Origin of the sequence: Sinorhizobium sp. BG8, from assembly GCF_016864555.1 — a bacterium.
In the GTDB taxonomy this organism is placed as follows: domain Bacteria; phylum Pseudomonadota; class Alphaproteobacteria; order Rhizobiales; family Rhizobiaceae; genus BG8.
Map to the genome: position 1 here is coordinate 161,152 of NZ_CP044012.1, position 18,849 is coordinate 180,000.

Here is an 18,849-nt window from a genome sequence, read left to right on the forward strand (position 1 = left end):
GGGTCGACTGGAAGTCCAGTCCGGCGCCGCTTGAACCACTGCGAACACGAGATTGCGCGCTGGCTTCCCTATTCGAATTCGCAAGCGTTTCCCAAATGTGTTCGCCGAAGGGATCTTTAGCGGGATTACACCCTCGCTGGCGCGGCTCAGCGTTTCTACGTGTGAAGGCATCTCAAGTGGTGTGAGGCTGTTGGTCATCCGATGACCTTGACGTCTTGGAGATGGTTGCCTGTCCTAACGGATGCTCCTAGCCAGATCGCTGGCCTGCTCCAAAGCTTCGACCATCGCAGCAAGTGGTCCACTGTCCACGACCATCGGGCTGTTCATGGCGGCAAAAACGGCTTCGAGGTGCTCATGTCGTCTCGTCGACAAGATGCTCTCCGTTTGATGCTGGAAGACCTCCAGGAGGCTACCGGATTCTTGCGCAAACCCGCGCATGTCAGTCCTTGCAACCGCGCTGGGCCGAAACAAGGCCGATTGATTGCCGCTGGATATCACCATCCGTCGTCAAAATGCCCTGCCAGGCCCTGTTGCCGCATCGCAGTGTCAACCGCCAGGAGCCTTCATCCTCGCCCACGCCTTTCTCCACGGTGCTTCTGAACAGTTTACGCCGCATAAGCGCACGCACTCTGGCCTCGCTCATATCGAACGCCTTTGCCACGAACGCCGAGTCTAGAAAGAACTGCCTGTCGGCGCCATCCGCGGGAGGCAATTTGGCCTCTTCAACAATCCTTGCCATGGTACTCCTCCAGCCGGTCTCAACCGGAAGATTGGTTGATCATAAAGTCCGGCAAGCTCTTACGAATGAGTTTGGTCGCAGGCCCTCGCACATGCAACGGTTTGCGCGCGAGAGTTTCCGATATTGAGTTGTCGAATTTGAGAGACCCGGAGAGTGGCTTGACTACTCCGGGTCTCGACTGGAGCCTGCAAGGCCACTTACAGACCCAAACCGGCGATGGCCGTGTCCAGGCGCTCGCGGGCCTTCTTTGGCAGCTTGCCGGTCTTCAGCGCATCGAGATTGGCCGGTGCATCGCCGACGACGACCACGCCGACCATGCCCATGCCGGCGTGCGGCGTGCACTTGACGCCATAGGCGCCGGGCTTGTCGAAGGTCACCTTGTAGGTCTCGTTCATCTTGCTTTTGAAAGCTTCCGCGCCCTCGGGGATCATGTCCTTGATCGTTTCGACATTGTGCCCCTTGTCGGTCGGAATGAATATTACGGTATCGCCGGGTGCGACCTTCACGAAGGCAGGCTCGAACACCATGGCGCCCTCGGTGCCCTTGTTCAGCATATGCACCTCGAATTCTGCCGCTGCCGAAGGAAGCGCAAACGCCAGGAAGACTGCAGTTGCGGTTACGATACTCGTTGCCATGATACGCACTCGAATTCTCCTTGCTCACGAACGTCAATCGTTCATGGGAAAGAGGTAGCCTATTGAGAATCTTCCTTCTTTGACGGTAATCAAACAACAGGAACAGATGCCCCTCCTGGCACATGGTTGCCCATGCATGGGACGTTGATCCACTGGATCCGCCTCTGGCCTTTCAAGGCCCGCAACGCAATCGCAATCGCGCCGTGCAAACATCTCAATGCCCAGCGCGCGGACGTCTCGTCTATGTGACAGAGCACTTTGCCGCGGTCATTTTCGTCGGCTCTGTTTCTAAGGGGCGATTTCGACGTCGTCCTGCAGCCGGACGAGTTCGAAGTCACTGATGAGAATGTCGACCCTCAAACGCCATTGTCCCGCGAGTGGAACGACAACATCCGAGGCTCGCCAGCTCCCGTCGGCCTGCAAAGCGGCCCTCCTGCGCATCGGCTCGATGCCAGACTTCGGATTGGAAAGCACGAACGTGACCTCCTTCGGAGTGAAGGGCGAAAAGTCAGGTGCCAGAATGATGGCAGATACCTCGACCGGACCGGCACGTCCGGGAGTGAAGGTAACTTCGGCCATTGCCTTGTCCGAGTGGATATGGATAGAGGCCGGCTGCGCTGCCGCAAGTGCCATCGCGCGGGGCGGCGGGGTAAATCGCCACGTCGCGGCGACGGCGAAAACGGCAAGGACGATCATGGTCTCGACGACGACCGCGCGGCCAAGACGCCTGGTAGCGTCCCCCTCTCCCCGCTCGACTGGTTTGGTGAAAACCCAGCGATTGATCACCACGACAAGGAACAGAGCGGCAAGCAGTGCCATCTTCGCCAGCAGCACATTGCCGTAGGCCGTCGAAAAGAGCGCACCGAATTCTTCAACCTGGACCAGGGCAAGCAGCAGGCCCGCCAATGTCAAGGCGGCGACACAGAACGGGATCAGGCGGGAAAAACAGCCAAGTGCCTGTCGCCCTAAGTCACCTCCCTGCCGCAAGGCGTATGCCAGGGGCGGAAGTGCACCGATCCATACGGCAATCGTCAATCCATGCACGAAGACTGCTGGTCGCATCAGCCATTGAGGCGCGGCCGAGCTTGCGTGACCACTCAACGCCAGCGCGCCGCTTCCGGCAACAAGAGCTGCCAGAGATGCTGCGCGGCTGACGACCAGCGACCTTGAAGAGGTTATGATCGCCAGAAGGAACGCGGCCAGCAGCACCATGACGGTCAGGCCGAAACTCGTATCCAGTCCTGCTCTCCATGCCGTGCGATCCATGAGGTTGGACAGCGGGGCGCCAAGGGCATCAAGCCCCTGAAGTCCCAGGGAAAGCGTGGTCGCCACCATGCCGAGCAGCGTTGCTGCCCTTATTATGGGCAGGCCATCGGCGCCGCCGGGGATCAGCCAACGCACTGCAAAAAGGCCGCCGATCCCGAAGAACAGGCCGATATAGATTGCGATGCGTGAAAGCCACAGCTCTGCCCTGACCGGCCAGTCGATCGCCTCTCGATCGACCTGAGGCGCGCTACTGGGCGCGCCGATCGAGAAAATCGTGGAGCCCGCAACGGGGTGCCCATCCTCGGAGACGACACGCCAGGCAAGCACATGGGTTCCCGCCGCAAGGTCGCCGGGCGCGGAAATTTCAAGCGTACGGTCTCCTAGAACGAATGACTCCAGCGTTCTTGCCTGCCCGTCGGGCAAGATGAGCCTCAGCACGAGCGGAGAAACAGGCTCGCTGAAGGACAGCGACAGGGTTTTCGGGGGCACACTGACGACGGCCCCGTCGGCGGGTACAACTCCCGTCAAAGAGGCATGCGCCATCGCCGCCGCAGCGAGGCAGCACCACAGGATACCGGCTAGAAATACCTGGATACAGGATCGGCCCAATTGGTCCCGCACGACAATCTCCGAACGGCGAATGTGGCCGGCGCCCGATAGCGCCGGCCTTCTCGTGTTTTAGTGACCGCTTGCGGCCTCGAGCAGCTTCACACCAGGTGCGGGAAGTTCGAGATCGTCATCCGACTGGCCTTCGGCAGGGATTTCGATCCAGCGCTCTGCGACGCCATCCGGGCACTCCTGCACCACCGGGAAATGGAGCGTTTCGCCTGCTTTCAAATCTTTCGTCAGATAGACCCTCAGCACGAACTCGTCGTATTCGTCATCACCGAGGTTCCCGCCGCTCCAGACGACTTCCTTCACGCCTTCGCCGGTCGGCGTGCCGTAGTAGTCGTAGGATTTCGCATAGGTCCCCTTGATCTTCTCAAGCGTCCAGCCAGCCTTCGGCTGCGGCTTCACCGCGATCACGCCTTCGGGGATCTGCACCCGCACCAAGTTGGTCGGCTTGCCTTCGCAACCGTGCGGCACCTGGAAGATCGCGCGGTATGTCGAGCCGACCGGCGCGTCCTTCAGTTGCAGCGAAACATGGGCAAAGGCAGCGCTCGTGCCGAGGGCGAGGGCGGCAACGGTTGCAAGTGTTGTTCTCAGCATTGTCAGTCTCCAATAGGGCCGGTCATTCCTGCCGGCGAGGTATGGTGGAGTAGGAACGGGCGTGCGATCACAAGGGCGCACGAAAGCCTGCGAGCCGGATGTCAGACAGCGATCGGGACGCGCGCGAAAGCACGGCGCGGTTCAGGTTCGATCGTCATGCTTGGTCGAAATGGGGCTGGCTCAGCGATCAGATGGCCGCCGGGGGACCGCGAGGATGCCCGGACAGGGCCTCGTGCGCCGACGGGACATGCTCGCCGCAAGCATCGAAAATCCGCTGCGACGGTTGCGCAAGGGGATTGAACAGAATGAGGACCGGGCGATAGGGCGGAACGAGGCCTGCGGCTGTGCCGCAGGCAAGCGTGCAGCAATCCGGAGCGAGCGAGCGCTCCTTGCCCGGCATGGACACCGGCTTCTGCTCGTCCAGGTGGGTGATGCAGAGCGGATTGCCGAAGTCATCCACCGGGGAGGTGGCGGTCGTGGATGCAAGTGCGAGGGGGCCAGAAGAACCTGCAACGCCATGAGAACGGCGACCGCGAAGGCTACCATTCCATTCCGGCGCTGTTGCACATTCGTCTTCATAAGAACCTCTCGCGCCAAGGCTTACCAATCATGCCTTGCAAAGAAAAGGCTCCTTCCCTGCCGAATTGTCGCACACTTTGCGATGCGACAAGCAGGATCGCGAAAAATCCTTCTGCAAGCTTTCTGTTGTTCGGCCGGGCGCAAAGACGTCGTGTGGGGATCCTGCAAATTGGGAGATGGAAGCCCGAAAAATCAACCTCTGCAAAGGATCAAGTATGCAAACGCTTTCTCTCGAAACGCCTGTGAGGACCATTGCCAGCGAACTGCCGGGTGCGGCAGAGCTGTTTCGCCGCTCGGCCGTCAATTTCTGCTGTAGCGGCGACATACCGCTTCGTGAAGCTGCCGAAAGAGTCGGCCTGTCGCCGGCGGACATGCTCGCTGAACTGGAAGCGCTCCAGCGAGCGGCTGACCGGGAAGCTCCTCAGGAGACCGAACCTCTCATCGATCACCTCCTCTCGCGCTACCATGACACCCACCGCCGTGAACTGGCTTTTCTGATACCGCTCGCACAGAAGGTCGAACGCGTCCACGGCGATCACCCGGTGGCCCCCTCGGGGCTCGCACGAGCACTCGTCGCGCTGCAAGACGAATTGGAGGACCACATGACAAGCGAGGAACAAATCCTGTTTCCCCTGATGCGGCGGGGTCAAAGCACGCGCATCTCTCAGCCGATTGCGCAAATGCGCCATGAACACGCCGATACCGCTCGACTTCTCCAGGACATCGAGCACGCCGCCCATGGCATGGCGCTGCCCGCTGGCGCCTGCGGCTCGTGGACTGCGCTCTATACGGGGCTCAGAAAGCTCACCGATGATATCGTCCTGCACATGCATCTCGAGAACGCGGTCCTCTTCCCCCGTTTCGAAAATCCGGTCGCGATCAAGGACTGACGGTAGCAAAGTCCGCGGCGGCATCCGGGTGCTCCGGGTGCCGCTTTGTCATCGGCTCGCCTGTGGTTTCGATACAGTGCTTCGACCCTTCGCGGACAGGCCGAGGAACGGCACACGGCTATGCGCTGGCCTCCAGGCGTGCGCCGTCGAAACGACCAAGCATGGCCAGGATCAAAGCTGGATCGGACATCAAGCAGCTGGCAGTTGCGAGTGCATCTGCGATAGCAGCTGACGGCGCCGAGATCGACACGGCGCGCCAAATCCCCACCGCGGGCATTCCCGTTGCGGGATCGAGAATATGACCGTCCCGTCCGGCCTGATCAAAGGTTGTGCCGAGCGGCGCAGAGGTGGCGAGCGCGCGCTGGCGCAGTGACAGGCGCTCACCGGTTTCCAGTAGCACCGGCCAGTTTCCGCCCTCCGGCCTACCGCCGAGCGCGCGCAGTTCGCCGGTGTCGATCAGGATGTCGCTGAGGCCCTCCGCCTCCAGCAACGCGGCAATCCGATCCGCGACGTAGCCCTGGCCGATCCCGTTCAAGGTCAGCGCCATGCCGGGCTGCATGGTGATTGCGTCTGGATCGAGTTCCACCTTGTCCCAGCCGGTCTTGTTCCGCGCCACCTTGATGGCCTGCGCATCGGGCCTTGTGCCGCCGGCTGCGGCTTCGGCCCAAAGCGCCCAGAGCGGCTGTACAGTGGGGTCGAACCGCCCACCACTCGCCCTGTGCACGGCACCGGCCAGCGACAGGCATTCCAGCAGTTCAAAGGGCGGCGCAGCAAGATGCCCATCGCGGTTCAGCCGGCAGAGCGCGCTCTCAGGCCGGTAGAGGCTGAGGATATTTTCCAGCCGGGCGATCTCGGCCATGACGCGAGCTGTGATGGCCTCTCCGTCGGGATGATCGAGCCGGATCGAGGCGCGGGCGCCGAGTGCCTGGCCCGTCCATTCGCGCGTGGTGCCAGTCTCCGAGGCACGGGCGACGGCGGGCAGGACAGCCAAGGCTGCGGTAATCGCGATCAGGCGACGACGGGTCACAGGCATGGTTCAACCTCCGGCTTTGTTGGGCAGGGCACGCAGACGACCGTCGAAGTCCGCGTCGTCGGCGCCTTGGTCAGCGCCGGCTTCGACCGGCGCGAGAACCATGTCATCGGTAATTTCCGCAAGCGTCAGGACGCGGCCGCCTTCGGCGGAAACGAAAGCCTCAGCGCGCTCGCGGCTGGAAAAAGGCACGGCTTCCGGCGCGCCCATACCACCCACACGTTCGGAGCCGAGGACGTAGAATGCCATGTCGGCGACGATCCAGTTGCCATTGCCGGGCCGATCCCATGTCGCGCCTGCCGATCCCATGTCGTTGACGTAGACGGCGAGAATCGGCGCGACCTGCTCCGGCCCGCGCATGTAGGCGATGGCGTCGCGCACCTGGCTGAAAAACAACGGCGCAGGATCGCCCTCAAGGAAAACCTGCGCCTTGGGGCCGGGATGCTCCAGGAGGTTCATCTGGCAGTAATGGCCGAGCGTCTCGGGCGTCATGTCCAGCGGCGCAGTGCTTTGCACCACCTCCTCCTTGCAGGCCGAAAGCAGCACGAGCGCTGCGACGAACAACATTGGGCGAACACGGTTTTTCATGGCGTCACCTTCCGGAAAGCCGCAACGGCAAGCGCGATGGCGGCAAGCGGCCAGAGGAGGAGCGAGGCGGCCGATTGCCAGAGCGGGATCGCGCCCGCCGCTCCGCCAATGCCGCCAGCTGCCGCAACGGCCGCCGCCGCCGAAAGATTGAAGACGCGAAAAGCGTCAGCGGGATTTGCGAGCAGGGCCATCGGCAGCACCTGCGTCGTAAAGGCCCCGCCCCCGTCCGAGACGATCAGCGCGAGGAGCGCCAGGTCGTAGAGCACGACCGCAACCAGCCAGAGCGCTATGGCAAGCCCTGCTGACCCGGAGGGACGGCGCGCCAGTGCGGAAAGCGCATAGCCCGCGCCGAGAAAGGTCGCACCGAGCAGACCCGAGGACCAGATCAACCGCCACAACGAGCCGAGCCCCTTGATCGACTCTGGATCGGACCACACGGCCACCAACGCCGCGGCTCCATAACCGAGCGCGACCGCAAGCGCGAGGATTGCGAGATGTGCCAGAAGCTTGCCGAGCAAAATCTGCGAGCGCGAGACGGGATAGGTGAGGAGCAGCGGCAGCGTGCCACGCTCCACCTCGCCCGCCACCGCATCAAAGCTCATCAGAAGCGCCAGCAGCGGCACGAGGTAAACCGCGAGCGAGGTGAGCGAGGCGACGGTCACCGAGAGCCGGTCCACGCCCACATCTCCCGTCGGGGCGGCACCGGCGGCGGCGAGTACCAGCGCGAACAGCACCATCATTCCGGTGGCGATGGAAACCCAACGATTGCGGAACGCGATACGGAATTCGCTGGTCGCTGTGGCGAAGATGCGGTTCATTGCCCGGCCCTCCGGCTGAAATGGCTGTAGATATCCTCGAGGCTCGGCGGGATCACATCGAGATCGGCGACCTCTCCGCCGAGCGCTGCAATACGGGCGAGAAGCGGCAGCTTTTCCGCCTGCGCGCAGGAAAGGCGAAGCAGCCCGTCTCCGCCGGCAACGGCTTCGGGAAAGGCGGCCGCCAGGGATGGCGCATGGCTGGATGTGGGGCGAACGAGAAGGGAGACAGGCAGCGCGGCGCGGGCGCGCAGGTCGGCGAGCGTGCCTTCCGCCACCAGTTCGCCGCCCGAAAGAATAAGGATGCAGTCGGTGCGGGCCTCCACCTCGGTCAACACATGGGAAGAGAGCAGGATCGCAGCTCCTTCGGCGGCAAGTCCATCGAGAAGGTCGTAGAAATCGCGCCGTGACACCGGATCTAGACCCGAGGTCGGCTCATCCAGCACGAGGAGACGCGGACGGCCGATCAGCGTCTGGGCTAGACCGACGCGCTGGCGCATTCCCTTGGAATAGGTGCCGATCCGCCGCCGTGCGGCGTGGGCAAGACCAACGCGCGCAAGAAGCTCCATGGCCTGACGCGGGTTTTCTCCGCGCAGCGCCAGATAGTGGCGAAGCTGTTCCTCCCCGCTCAGGGCCGGGTGGAATGCGACGTTTTCCGGCAGATAGGACACCTGAGCCCGCGCCGCCGGCGAACCCGGCACCGCGCCGCAGACCGTGATTTCTCCACTGTCGAAGGGAATGAGGCCGAGGACGATCTTCATCAGCGTCGACTTGCCGGCGCCATTGTGGCCGAGCAGCGCCGCGCGTTTTCCAGCCTCCAGCGTCAACGAAACCGTCTTCAACGCCTCCACATCACCGAAGCGCTTAGTGAGTTGAGAGATTGTCAGTGTCGGTGTCATCGTAGTTTCCTTCGGCCCAGCGACCGGCGGCTTCGGCTTCAAAACCGAGGATTTCGGGCGGGAGAGATATGTTGAGAGGCCGCATCAGTGGTGCGCTGTCGCGCACGCCTCCGGGCAGAGTGGCGGGAAAGTCCCGCTGGCTCCAGCGCACGAGTTGCACGGCGGGTGAGCCGATGAGCAGGTTTGCCGCCGGCTGCGACCAGAGGATCTGGTCCATCAGGTCATTGGGGCGATAGAAGCTGTCGGCGATACCGTCGCCGTTGAGGTCGAAGGCCGGATGGTCTGACCAGAAATTGCCCCTGCCGTCGTGGCTCCATTCCATGTTGCGGGTGCCGACATATTTGACCTGTTCGCGGTTGGCGATGAAGGCGTTTCCGGTCAGCACGTTCTTCTCGGAGCCGGCGGTGAAATGGATGCCAATGCCGCAGCCCTCGAACCGGTTGTCCCAGATGAGGTTCTTGTGGGCGTTGTAAATGAAGAGGCACTTCCTCGTGCCGCCACGCACAAGATTGCCTGAGACATCGGCATTGTTGGCATAGTTCAGCATCAGCCCGTGCTCGCGATCACCGAGGCTGACATTATTCAGGATCTTCGCCCGGTGGGAGAACATGATGGCGAAGCCGAGATGGTTGCCGACCGAGATGTTGCCGGAAATCTCGGTGTTGCGCGTATACATGAAATGCACGGCAAAGCGCAGGTCGCGCATGATGTTGCCGCGATAGATGCTGTCGGCGCTGGCATTGGAAAAGATGCCGTCGCGGCCGTAGCGGATGACGTTGTTCTCCAGCAGCGTGCCGGGGCTGTTCCAGACATAGATGCCGTTGCCTCGCTCGTTCATGCGCGGGCTGTCGGTGCCGATGATCTCGTTTCCGATGACGACGGTATTGCGGCCGCCATGCACGTCGATGCCGTGCATATTGCCGGTGACGAGCAGCTTTTCGATGCGCGCGCGGTCGGCGCCCTGGAGGATTTTCACACCGGCGTCGAGGTTCTGATTCACGCGCCCCGAACCAGTGACGGTGAAGCCCGAGAGGGTCACGTCAGGCGCGGAAATCGTCATCACGCTGCCCTGCTCCTCGCCGTCCACCATTGCGCCGCGCGAGCCGATGATGGTGAGCGGCCGGTCGATGGTGACGGGGCCCACATAGGCCCCATCGGTGAGTACAAGCACATCGCCGGGTGCGGCCCCGGCGATCGCCGCTGCAAGACTGCCCGTACCCGGCGCGACAGCACGCTCCGCCGCGGCAAGCGGCGAAGCGAGAAGAAGGCCTATCAGGAGAACGGGCAGGCGCATCGATCAGGCTTCCTTCGGTTGCACGAACATCCGTCCGCGCATTTCCATGTGCAGGGCATGGCAGAACCACTGGCAGTAGTACCAGTAGACACCCGGATTGGCGGCGACGAAGGTGATGGAGCTCGTCTGCTGCGGGCCGATCTCCATGGCCACGCCGTGGTTGCCCATGGTGAAGCCGTGCGTCAGGTCGTCGATCTCATCGAGATTGGTGATGATTACCGTGACCTCGTCACCCTCCTTCACCGTGAAGCTTTCCAGGCTGAAGCTTGGCGCAATCGAGGTCATGTAGACGCGCACCTTGTTTCCGTCGCGGATCACGGTATCGGTCCATTCGTCGATATTGACGCCGTCGGCCTCGGCCTGCTTGCGCGTTTCGGCCCAGAACGCGTCCTTGCGGTCCCACACCGACTTTATATTCGGCAGGATCGACGGCGCGACAGCGATGGCGTCATGCGGCTCGGCGAAGTTCGGGCCGTCATGCACCAGCACCATCTTGTCGCCGGAGATGTCGATAAGCTGGTCGTTCTCCGGCTTCAGCGGCCCGACGTTGAGGAAGCGGTCCTTGGAGAATTTGCACAGGCACACCAACCAGTCGTTGGAGGCATCCAGCGTCTCGCCCATCACCGTCTTCAGGTGGCCAGGCTGGTACTGAACGTCGAGCTTATCCTTGATCGGGTTGATCTTTTCACCGGCGTAGGCGCGAATGGCCTCGTCGATGTTCCACTTCACCACCTGGCTATCGAGGAAGAGCGAGGTGTAGGCATTGCCCCGTCCGTCGAAGGCCGTGTGCAGCGGGCCGAGGCCCAGTTCCGGCTCAGCCACGACGGCGCTCCGTGGCTCGGCGTTCTCGTAGAACAGCGCGTCGAACTTCGTCACGTCAAGCACGGTGACGGTGGGCGATAGCTTGCCGGCCACGCAAAGGTGCTTCCTGTCCGGCGCCATGTTGCAGCCATGGGGATTGTTGGCGATCGGAATATAGCGGGTGAAGAGCGACTTGGCGTCCTTGCGTCCGTCCACGACCTTGACGCCGTTGACCTCCTCGTACTGTCCGGCGGCGATCGCCTTCTCGATCTCGGCGAGGTTGAAGACGACGATATGGTCCATTTCGGACTTCGTCATCTCCTCGAGCGTCGTGCCCATTTCGGAGTTGTAGCTGGTCGAGAACGCCCACTTGCCCTCGTAGTCGGCATCGCAGTTGTCGAGGTTGCCCGAGACCTTTACCTGCCAGGCGACTTCCCACTTGTCGGCATCGACGGCTGTGAAGATGTTCACGTAGGTCGAGACGTCCTTCATGGCCGAACCGTCGTTGACCAGCGGCGCTTCATCCTCACCGTTGCAGAAGACGTAGTTCGAGCGCGGCCATTTCTGCGGGCGCAGGCCGTGGATACCCTTGGCGTTCGGGATCTCCAGGATGGCATCGGTCTTCATCACGTCGCAGCGCACGCGCGCCACGCGGGTGTTGGCCTTGTCGTTCATGAAGAGATAGCGACCGTCGTACTTGCCTTCGGTGAAGGACATGTGGACGTGGTGCAGGTCGCCGTTGTCATGGATGTGCTTGCCGTTCGCGGCAAGCTGCTTCTTCGTCTTCTCCGTCATCGTGCGCTGGTGGACGCGAATCGATTCATTCGTCTGGCCCCAACCGGTGGCCGAGCAGCGGTTGAACACCGGAACCCGCATCAGCTCGCGCATCGAGGGGATGCCGAGAATGCGCATCTCACCCGACTGCCCCGAGGACCAGAAGCCGTAGTAATCGTCCAGCTTGCCGGGCGCCACGGAACCATCGGCTCCGGGCGCGGCGCGGGCCGGGGTCGCGAGACCTGCGGCACCGATACCGAGCGCGGCCGGCCCCATCGTGCCGGCAAGAACGGCCGTTCCTGCCGTGGCGCTGAAAAGCGCTCGGCGGCTCAGCCCCTTGTTTTCATTCGATTCCATGATCGACTCCTCTTCTGTTAAGCTTTCACTGCGGGTTGCTGGATGGGGGCCCCACCGGGACTTGCGGCGAGCTTGGCCCGCGACCTCATTTTCTTGATCACGACGGGGCATACGGTTTCGGACTGGTAGAGAACCTGGCAGTGCAGGCAGTTGATGCACTCGTTCGGATTGATCTCGCCGGTCCGGTGGATCGCCTGCACCGGACATTGGTTGGCGCAGGTCTGGCAGGGATTTCCGCATTCGTGGTAGCGCTTGAGCCAGTCGAACATGCGGATGCGCGCGGGGATGGCGAGCGCCGCGCCGAGCGGGCAGAGATAGCGGCAGTAGAACCGCTCGACGAAGAGCCCGGCGACGAGAAGCGTGACGGCATAGGCCACGAACGGCCAGGCGCGGATGAATTTCAGGATGATTGCGGTCTTGAACGGCTCGATCTCTGCCAGATGCTCGGCCTGCTCGACGCTCATCAGCGACACGCCGAAGAGACCGAGGAAGACCATATACTTGAGCGGCCAGAGCCTCTCATGCAGCCCCCAGGGCAGCGTCCATTGCGGAACACGCAACTTGCGCGCGATCTGGTTGGTGAGTTCCTGGAGGGCGCCGAAGGGGCAGAGCCAGCCGCAATAGGCCCCCCGCCCCCAGAAGAGCAACGCGGCGGCAACGGCGAACCACAGGATGAACGTCAGCGGATCGAGAAGGAATGCCTGCCAGCTGAAACCGGTCACCAGGCTGCCGAACAGCGCCATCAGGTTGACGACCGAGAGCTGCGCATTGGCGTACCAGCCAAGGAAGACCAGCGTCACTGTCAGGAAGATGATGCGAAAGATGTAGAAGCCCTTGGCGTTCTTCACTGCGTAGGTCTGGAAGAAGAACACCCCCGTCAGCACCACCAGCATGGAACCGAGGACGACGATCTTGAGCTTGGAATCGCTCCAGATGCGTTTCCACAGGTCCGCCTGCGCGCTCCCCTCGTCGCGCTCGGCAACGACGACGGCCTCCTTCACCGGGGGCGCGATGGCGCTGAGGTATTTCTGCGGCAGTTGGTAGCCGAGATCGAAGGTATGGAAGACCTTTTCGATAGGCCCCACCTCGCGCTGCGCGAGAAGCTGGATGCGGAAGGGTTTTGTCGGGTCAAACCCGGCGTTGGCGGGAATGCGAAACAGATCCATCTCGGTGAACTGAGGCGCGCCAGCCAGCACGATACTGCCGAGGCGGCGATGGTCGCGATCGCGGAAGCGCACGGAAACATCGTCCTGGATCAACACGATACGATCGAAGATACCGCCGCGCACATAGCCCGAGCCCTTGAAGGAATAGAGCCCACGCCCCATCACCGCGATGGCATTCTCACCCTCGCCGAGCCAATCCTTCAGGTTCGCCTCCTCGGCCGGGCCGAGCAGCGCCTTGCCGATGGCGGGCACTGAAACCAGCGCCGCCTGCATGTCGATGAAGGTGGTCTGCGGCGCTTCGCCAATTGCGCGCTCGCGGGCGCGCTCGTCGGGATGCTCGGCAAAGGCGGCATTGACCTGCGCTACGTCGAGCGACAGCCGGCGCAGGGTTCCATCGCCCTCGGCCTCCGTCCAGTCGGCCGGCGAAGCGGCAGCGGGATCAATCGCGGAACGGGGTCCGGCGTTCTCTGCTTCGGGCGCGAGGCCGCCAAGGCCAAGTGTTCGCGCGACCTTCAGCCCCGAGCGCACGATCGAGTCGTCGATCACCATCACCGTCACGGTTGCGCCGGAGATGATGTCCACCTCATGGGCCGTGCCACCGGATTTCGCTTCGGCGACGAGATCCAGCCCGGCATAACCGGCAACCAGCGCCTTCACCTTCGCATCGGGAATGCCGATGAGGACGATGGGCTCGGAATGCTTGACCAGCTGGACGCCGATGATCTTCGCATCCGTTCCCACCGCTACGAGTGTGTGGATCGGCTTGCCGGAATAGCCGGTCGTGCCCACGAAATCCGAGGTGATGAAGACCCACGCCACGGTCTTCCCACCCATCAGCACCGGCGCCACCGCCAGATCGTCGCGCACCGGACCGAAACTCTCTGCACCCGGCACAAGGTCCGAGGCCTTCGCGGCGGGCAGATACTCCTGCAACACCGTCGCCGCGCTGGCCGAGACCGCAAAGCAAAGGCTAGCCCATAGCAGAAGGACAAGAGGCAAGAGTTTCATTCCAAGGCATTCCAGCAAAAAGTAGCCGGAGCATTGGAACGTTCACGCGGGACGGTCGTTGACGTGGGTCAAACAAAAAGCAGTTGCCCAACCGAACTCTCACGTCTGGGGGGAATTCGTGCCTGTTGAGACCCGATGTGGTCGGTTGCGGCCGCCTCATGGGAGAAGATGAGCGCGGCACGTTGGCCAGGTTGAGCGCCTGCCGACGGAAACGGTCGATCCCGCCATACATGAGTACCACGGCCGCATCATCAAGCTCATGGGTGATGGTGCGCTGGTCGAGTTCGCAAGCGTCGTAGATGCCGTCCAGTGCGCCGCCGTGATCCAGCGAAAAATGGTCAGCTGGGATCAGGGCGTTTCCGAAAGGCAACGAATTAGGTTTCGGATCGGCGTCAATCTCGATGACATCATCGTCGAAGGCGATGACGTCTACGGCGATGGTGTCAACATTGCCGCCCGACTGCAGGCAGCACCATACGGATGGCACGTTCGCGTACTTCAGGTGAAAACTTGTTCGTTGCCTTGGCCATATCGGCTCCACTTTCTCTGAAGTTGGAGCCTCCGGCAAACCCGGCGCGGTTCAAGGCGACCACACCGCGGAGCCGATATACACTGCATTAGGTCGAGCGCTACAAGCTTCGGAGGAAGTCAACGCGGCAGGCAACAGTTCTTGAACCTGTCGCTCAGCAATCGCTTTCCTCCACCGGAAAGATTTCCGACGTCCGTATGCCGGCTTGCGATTGAAGACGACATTGCCGACTGAGCTGCCATGCCCGACGCCGATGCGGCGAAGGCAGCGATCTCCCTCGCCGGCGCGACGCGCTGTGCCTTCAGCGGCAACCTCGACAAAGCTCCAAATGAGCACGTTCCCGCCGCACTCGACGCTCGTCCACCAGTTCCGCAGGAAGGTCCGCTGTCATTCGGAAGGCGAACTTGCTTGGGGATCTGGTTGTTGGCGCAGGATTTGGCGTTTCTCGGTCGCCCCCTCCCCTCTCAGCCTTGCCGCTTTCCCGCTTGGGTCGGTGCTTTGGTGTGCGCTTTAACGCAGAAAGCCCCGCCGGATTTCTCCGAGCGGGGCTTTGTGATGTTTGGTTGCGGGGGCAGGATTTGAACCTGCGGCCTTCAGGTTATGAGCCTGACGAGCTACCGGGCTGCTCCACCCCGCGTTACCTGGCTTTTGCCTTGGCAAAATACCGACCGGTTTTTGCCATTGGGCAAAATACCGTTGAGTTCGAAGACCTCGAAGCTGTCGAGGATTATAACGCATAAAGGCCGCTTTGCGCGGCCCTTTTTTTGATCGGCTTGGGCCGAGTGTGTGATGAGAAGGGGATCTATGTTTTCAACTTGCCTTTAGCAGACCTGGCAGCGACCTACTCTCCCGCGTCTTAAGACGAAGTACCATCGGCGCTGGGGCGTTTCACGGCCGTGTTCGGAATGGGAACGGGTGCAGCCACCCCGCCAGAACCACCAGGTCGGCTAAGGGCAAGTTGATGAGAAGCTGGTAATGATCTTGCGATCATGTTTTGTCTTTTGTGAACACGTCTTTGGAGCAACAAACCGGACAAATGCCTTGCATTTGCCGGGCCCGTCGCAAAGGCTTTCGCCTTGGCTCTATCAGGACCAACGCTGACGCGTTGGCCTTGAGATGAGCATTTTCAATGAGAACGATCAAGCCAATCGAGCGATTAGTACCGGTAAGCTTCACACATTGCTGCGCTTCCACACCCGGCCTATCAACGTGGTCGTCTTCCACGGCTCTCAAGGGAATACTCGTTTTCAGGTGGGTTTCCCGCTTAGATGCCTTCAGCGGTTATCCCTTCCATATATAGCTACCCTGCTATGCCCTTGGCAGGACAACAGGTCCACCAGAGATATGTCCATCCCGGTCCTCTCGTACTAGGGACAGATCCTGTCAATATTCCTACACCCACGGCAGATAGGGACCGAACTGTCTCACGACGTTCTGAACCCAGCTCACGTACCGCTTTAATTGGCGAACAGCCAAACCCTTGGGACCTGCTCCAGCCCCAGGATGCGATGAGCCGACATCGAGGTGCCAAACAACCCCGTCGATATGGACTCTTGGGGGTCATCAGCCTGTTATCCCCGGCGTACCTTTTATCCGTTGAGCGATGGCCCTTCCACGCGGGACCACCGGATCACTATGACCGACTTTCGTCTCTGCTCGACTTGTCAGTCTCGCAGTCAGGCGGGCTTATGCCATTGCACTCGACGACCGATTTCCGACCGGTCTGAGCCCACCATCGCGCGCCTCCGTTACTCTTTCGGAGGCGACCGCCCCAGTCAAACTACCCACCATACACTGTCCCGGACCCGGATGACGGGCCGCGGTTAGACATCCATGACGATAAGGGTGGTATTTCAAGGATGGCTCCACAGAAACTGGCGTCCCTGCTTCAAAGCCTACCACCTATCCTACACATGCCGACACGAATGCCAGTGTAAAGCTATAGTAAAGGTGCACGGGGTCTTTCCGTCTGACCGCAGGAACCCCGCATCTTCACGGGGAATTCAATTTCACTGAGTCTGCGTTGGAGACAGCGGGGAAGTCGTTACGCCATTCGTGCAGGTCGGAACTTACCCGACAAGGAATTTCGCTACCTTAGGACCGTTATAGTTACGGCCGCCGTTTACTGGGGCTTCGATTCAAAGCTTGCACCTCTCCTCTTAACCTTCCAGCACCGGGCAGGCGTCAGACCCTATACGTCGTCTTGCGACTTCGCAGAGCCCTGTGTTTTTGATAAACAGTCGCTACCCCCTGGTCTGTGCCACCCCAACATACTTGCGTAGATTGGGGTCACGCTTCTTCCGAAGTTACGCGTGCAATTTGCCGAGTTCCTTCAACGCAGTTCTCTCAAGCGCCTTGGTATACTCTACCTGACCACCTGTGTCGGTTTCGGGTACGGTCTATAATGGTGGAGCTATTTCCTGGAACCGCTCCGCCGCCCAACCAATCCAATAAGGTTGAACAACTTGTGCGATCCGTCACTACCACCAGGCCCACGAATATTAACGTGGTTCCCATCGACTACGCGTGTCCGCCTCGTCTTAGGGGCCGGCTAACCCTGCTCAGATTAACTTTAAGCAGGAACCCTTGGTCTTTCGGCGAGAGGGTCTCTCACCCTCTTTATCGTTACTCATGTCAACATTCGCACTTCCGATACCTCCAGGACCCCTCACGGGTATCCCTTCACAGGCTTACGGAACGCTCCGCTACCACGTGGTATTGCTACCACATCCTCAGCTTCGGTGCATGGCTTTAGCCCCGTTACATTTTCGGCGCAAAGACCCTTATTTAGACCAGTGAGCTGTTACGCTTTCTTTAAATGATGGCTGCTTCTAAGCCAACATCCTGGTTGTTTTGGGATCCTCACATCCTTTCCCACTTAGCCATGACTTGGGGACCTTAGCTGGAGGTCAGGGTTGTTGCCCTCTTCACGACGGACGTTAGCACCCGCCGTGTGTCTGCCGACTAGTACTCCTCGGTATTCGGAGTTTGGTTAGGATCAGTAAGACGGTGAGTCCCCATAGCCCATCCAGTGCTCTACCCCGAGGGTATTCGGTCGACGCACTACCTAAATAGTTTTCGCGGAGAACCAGCTATTTCCGAGTTTGATTGGCCTTTCACCCCTAGCCACAAGTCATCCCAATCTATTGCAACAGATGCGGGTTCGGTCCTCCAGTTGGTGTTACCCAACCTTCAACCTGCTCATGGCTAGATCACTCGGTTTCGGGTCTAATGCGACGAACTGAACGCCCTGTTCAGACTCGCTTTCGCTGCGCCTCCACCTATCGGCTTAAGCTTGCTCGTCACACTAAGTCGTTGACCCATTATACAAAAGGTACGCCGTCAGGCTTGCGCCCTCCGACTGTTTGTAGGCAACCGGTTTCAGGTTCTCTTTCACTCCCCTTGTCGGGGTGCTTTTCACCTTTCCCTCACGGTACTTGTTCGCTATCGGTCATGCACGAGTACTTAGGCTTGGAGAGTGGTCTCCCCATGTTCAGACAGGATTTCACGTGTCCCGCCCTACTCAAGGACATCAGGTATTCTACGTGTACGGGGCTATCACCCGCTAAGGCCGGACTTTCCATTCCGTTCCACTTCATCGCCTGATGCCACTGGCCTGGTCCGCGTTCGCTCGCCACTACTTACGGAGTCTCGGTTGATGTCCTTTCCTGCAGGTACTTAGATGTTTCAGTTCCCTGCGTTCGCTTCTTACCCCTATGTATTCGAAGGTAAGATACCTTATCACAATGCTTGGAAACCCAGGCCGTCCTTGCGAACAGTCTGGATTTTCCAAGCATTTAAGGTGGGTTGCCCCATTCGGAGATCCATGGATCAAAGCTCATTCGCAGCTCCCCACGGCTTATCGCAGCGTATCACGTCCTTCATCGCCTGTGCATGCCAAGGCATCCACCAATTGCCCTTACGACACTTGATCGTTCTCATTGCCAATGCTCATCCTTAGTTGGATTTGGAATTCCTTACCTCCTCGCTTGCGCTCGAAGGGGTTCCAAATCTGGCCATACGGCCAGGCCCAACAGTGCGGTTACCTTTTACAACCACACCAATCAGATGCCATCGACGTGTTCGATATGTCCTTCATTGCGGGCACGCCGGTGCACCGCGAAGTCATATCATTAAGACCAGCTTCTCGAGATCTGTCCGGGGATGCGCGGTCAGGCAACATCCATCAACATGCCGTCAGAGGTTCGTCAAACACCAAAAACCCCGGAGCCTTGCGGTCCGAAGCTTCCGGCGATCAACTCGCCAACAA

14 protein-coding genes, 1 tRNA gene, 2 rRNA genes and 1 pseudogene are annotated in these 18,849 nt (G+C 60.7%); 2 read left to right on the plus strand and 16 right to left on the minus strand.

All coding sequences use genetic code 11. From position 1 onward, the window contains the following. Positions 1-234 precede the first annotated feature (234 nt). The 6 genes from F3Y30_RS21815 to F3Y30_RS21840 form a co-directional block, all read right to left on the minus strand. Positions 235-372 (minus strand): hypothetical protein, encoded by a 138-nt coding sequence (locus F3Y30_RS21815; RefSeq protein WP_203427283.1) that lies wholly within the window; start codon positions 370-372, stop codon positions 235-237. A gap of 67 nt (positions 373-439) precedes the next feature. Next, positions 440-739 (minus strand): DUF6522 family protein, encoded by a 300-nt coding sequence (locus tag F3Y30_RS21820; RefSeq protein ID WP_203427284.1) that lies wholly within the window; start codon positions 737-739, stop codon positions 440-442. 197 nt (positions 740-936) lie between these two features. Next, entirely contained in the window at positions 937-1,383 is a 447-nt protein-coding gene (locus F3Y30_RS21825) for a pseudoazurin (protein ID WP_203427285.1), read from the minus strand. Positions 1,384-1,662: 279 nt separating this feature from the next. Next, positions 1,663-3,261, minus strand: coding sequence for a CopD family protein (locus F3Y30_RS21830; RefSeq protein WP_246753054.1), 1,599 nt, complete (start codon positions 3,259-3,261; stop codon positions 1,663-1,665). Between the two features lie 57 nt (positions 3,262-3,318). Further along, entirely contained in the window at positions 3,319-3,849 is a 531-nt protein-coding gene (locus tag F3Y30_RS21835) for a YcnI family protein (protein WP_203427286.1), read from the minus strand. Positions 3,850-4,036: 187 nt separating this feature from the next. Continuing rightward, complete coding sequence (locus tag F3Y30_RS21840; RefSeq protein ID WP_203427287.1) at positions 4,037-4,309, minus strand: hypothetical protein; 273 nt, start codon at positions 4,307-4,309, stop codon at positions 4,037-4,039. 334 nt (positions 4,310-4,643) lie between these two features. Between F3Y30_RS21840 and ric the strand changes: the two genes are divergently transcribed. Continuing rightward, on the plus strand, positions 4,644-5,318 hold the full coding sequence (ric, locus tag F3Y30_RS21845) for an iron-sulfur cluster repair di-iron protein (RefSeq protein ID WP_203427288.1): 675 nt from the start codon (positions 4,644-4,646) through the stop codon (positions 5,316-5,318). A 118-nt stretch (positions 5,319-5,436) separates the two neighbouring features. Here the strand turns inward: ric and F3Y30_RS21850 are convergent, their stop codons facing one another. Genes F3Y30_RS21850 through F3Y30_RS21880 form a run of 7 tightly spaced genes read right to left on the minus strand, consistent with a single transcriptional unit; the run spans position 5,437 to position 14,050 of the window. After that, positions 5,437-6,351 carry an FAD:protein FMN transferase gene (locus F3Y30_RS21850; RefSeq protein WP_203427289.1) on the minus strand — a complete coding sequence of 305 codons (915 nt, stop codon included), beginning with the start codon at positions 6,349-6,351 and terminating at the stop codon, positions 5,437-5,439. 3 nt (positions 6,352-6,354) lie between these two features. Then, positions 6,355-6,936 carry a nitrous oxide reductase accessory protein NosL gene (locus tag F3Y30_RS21855; RefSeq protein ID WP_203427290.1) on the minus strand — a complete coding sequence of 194 codons (582 nt, stop codon included), beginning with the start codon at positions 6,934-6,936 and terminating at the stop codon, positions 6,355-6,357. Then, complete coding sequence (locus tag F3Y30_RS21860) at positions 6,933-7,754, minus strand: ABC transporter permease subunit (RefSeq protein WP_203427291.1); 822 nt, start codon at positions 7,752-7,754, stop codon at positions 6,933-6,935. The genes F3Y30_RS21855 and F3Y30_RS21860 overlap by 4 nt, the downstream gene beginning before the upstream one ends. Next, positions 7,751-8,650: an ABC transporter ATP-binding protein gene (locus F3Y30_RS21865; protein ID WP_203427292.1), complete on the minus strand. Its 900-nt coding sequence runs from the start codon at positions 8,648-8,650 to the stop codon at positions 7,751-7,753. Before F3Y30_RS21865 ends, F3Y30_RS21860 begins: the two co-directional genes overlap by 4 nt. Continuing rightward, positions 8,616-9,944, minus strand: a complete 1,329-nt coding sequence (locus tag F3Y30_RS21870) for a nitrous oxide reductase family maturation protein NosD (RefSeq protein WP_203427293.1) — start codon at positions 9,942-9,944, stop codon at positions 8,616-8,618. The genes F3Y30_RS21865 and F3Y30_RS21870 overlap by 35 nt, the downstream gene beginning before the upstream one ends. Positions 9,945-9,947: 3 nt before the next feature. Further along, complete coding sequence (gene nosZ, locus F3Y30_RS21875; protein WP_203427294.1) at positions 9,948-11,876, minus strand: TAT-dependent nitrous-oxide reductase; 1,929 nt, start codon at positions 11,874-11,876, stop codon at positions 9,948-9,950. 17 nt (positions 11,877-11,893) lie between these two features. Continuing rightward, positions 11,894-14,050, minus strand: coding sequence for a NosR/NirI family protein (locus tag F3Y30_RS21880; RefSeq protein WP_203427295.1), 2,157 nt, complete (start codon positions 14,048-14,050; stop codon positions 11,894-11,896). Between the two features lie 158 nt (positions 14,051-14,208). Between F3Y30_RS21880 and F3Y30_RS21885 the strand changes: the two are divergent. After that, positions 14,209-14,516 (plus strand): annotated as a pseudogene (locus tag F3Y30_RS21885) (adenylate/guanylate cyclase domain-containing protein); the annotation flags it as partial. A 623-nt stretch (positions 14,517-15,139) separates the two neighbouring features. On the opposite strand, the gene F3Y30_RS21890 reads toward F3Y30_RS21885, so the two are convergent. The 3 genes from F3Y30_RS21890 to F3Y30_RS21900 all read right to left on the minus strand — a co-directional run bounded on the left by F3Y30_RS21890 (position 15,140) and on the right by F3Y30_RS21900 (position 18,513). Continuing rightward, positions 15,140-15,216: transfer RNA gene (locus tag F3Y30_RS21890), tRNA-Met, on the minus strand. Between the two features lie 191 nt (positions 15,217-15,407). Continuing rightward, a 5S ribosomal RNA gene (rrf, locus tag F3Y30_RS21895) occupies positions 15,408-15,522 on the minus strand. Positions 15,523-15,714: 192 nt separating this feature from the next. Further along, positions 15,715-18,513, minus strand: a 23S ribosomal RNA gene (locus F3Y30_RS21900). Positions 18,514-18,849 lie beyond the last annotated feature (336 nt).

Bases quoted from the DNA above. Each gene is read 5' to 3' on its own strand.
- F3Y30_RS21870 (WP_203427293.1), bottom strand. From the start codon at position 9,944: ATGCGCCTGCCCGTTCTCCTGATAGGCCTTCTTCTCGCTTCGCCGCTT.
- F3Y30_RS21850 (WP_203427289.1), bottom strand. From the start codon at position 6,351: ATGCCTGTGACCCGTCGTCGCCTGATCGCGATTACCGCAGCCTTGGCT.
- nosZ (WP_203427294.1), bottom strand. From the start codon at position 11,876: ATGGAATCGAATGAAAACAAGGGGCTGAGCCGCCGAGCGCTTTTCAGC.
- F3Y30_RS21880 (WP_203427295.1), bottom strand. From the start codon at position 14,050: ATGAAACTCTTGCCTCTTGTCCTTCTGCTATGGGCTAGCCTTTGCTTT.
- F3Y30_RS21820 (WP_203427284.1), bottom strand. From the start codon at position 739: ATGGCAAGGATTGTTGAAGAGGCCAAATTGCCTCCCGCGGATGGCGCC.
- ric (WP_203427288.1), top strand. From the start codon at position 4,644: ATGCAAACGCTTTCTCTCGAAACGCCTGTGAGGACCATTGCCAGCGAA.
- F3Y30_RS21855 (WP_203427290.1), bottom strand. From the start codon at position 6,936: ATGAAAAACCGTGTTCGCCCAATGTTGTTCGTCGCAGCGCTCGTGCTG.
- F3Y30_RS21835 (WP_203427286.1), bottom strand. From the start codon at position 3,849: ATGCTGAGAACAACACTTGCAACCGTTGCCGCCCTCGCCCTCGGCACG.
- F3Y30_RS21860 (WP_203427291.1), bottom strand. From the start codon at position 7,754: ATGAACCGCATCTTCGCCACAGCGACCAGCGAATTCCGTATCGCGTTC.
- F3Y30_RS21865 (WP_203427292.1), bottom strand. From the start codon at position 8,650: ATGACACCGACACTGACAATCTCTCAACTCACTAAGCGCTTCGGTGAT.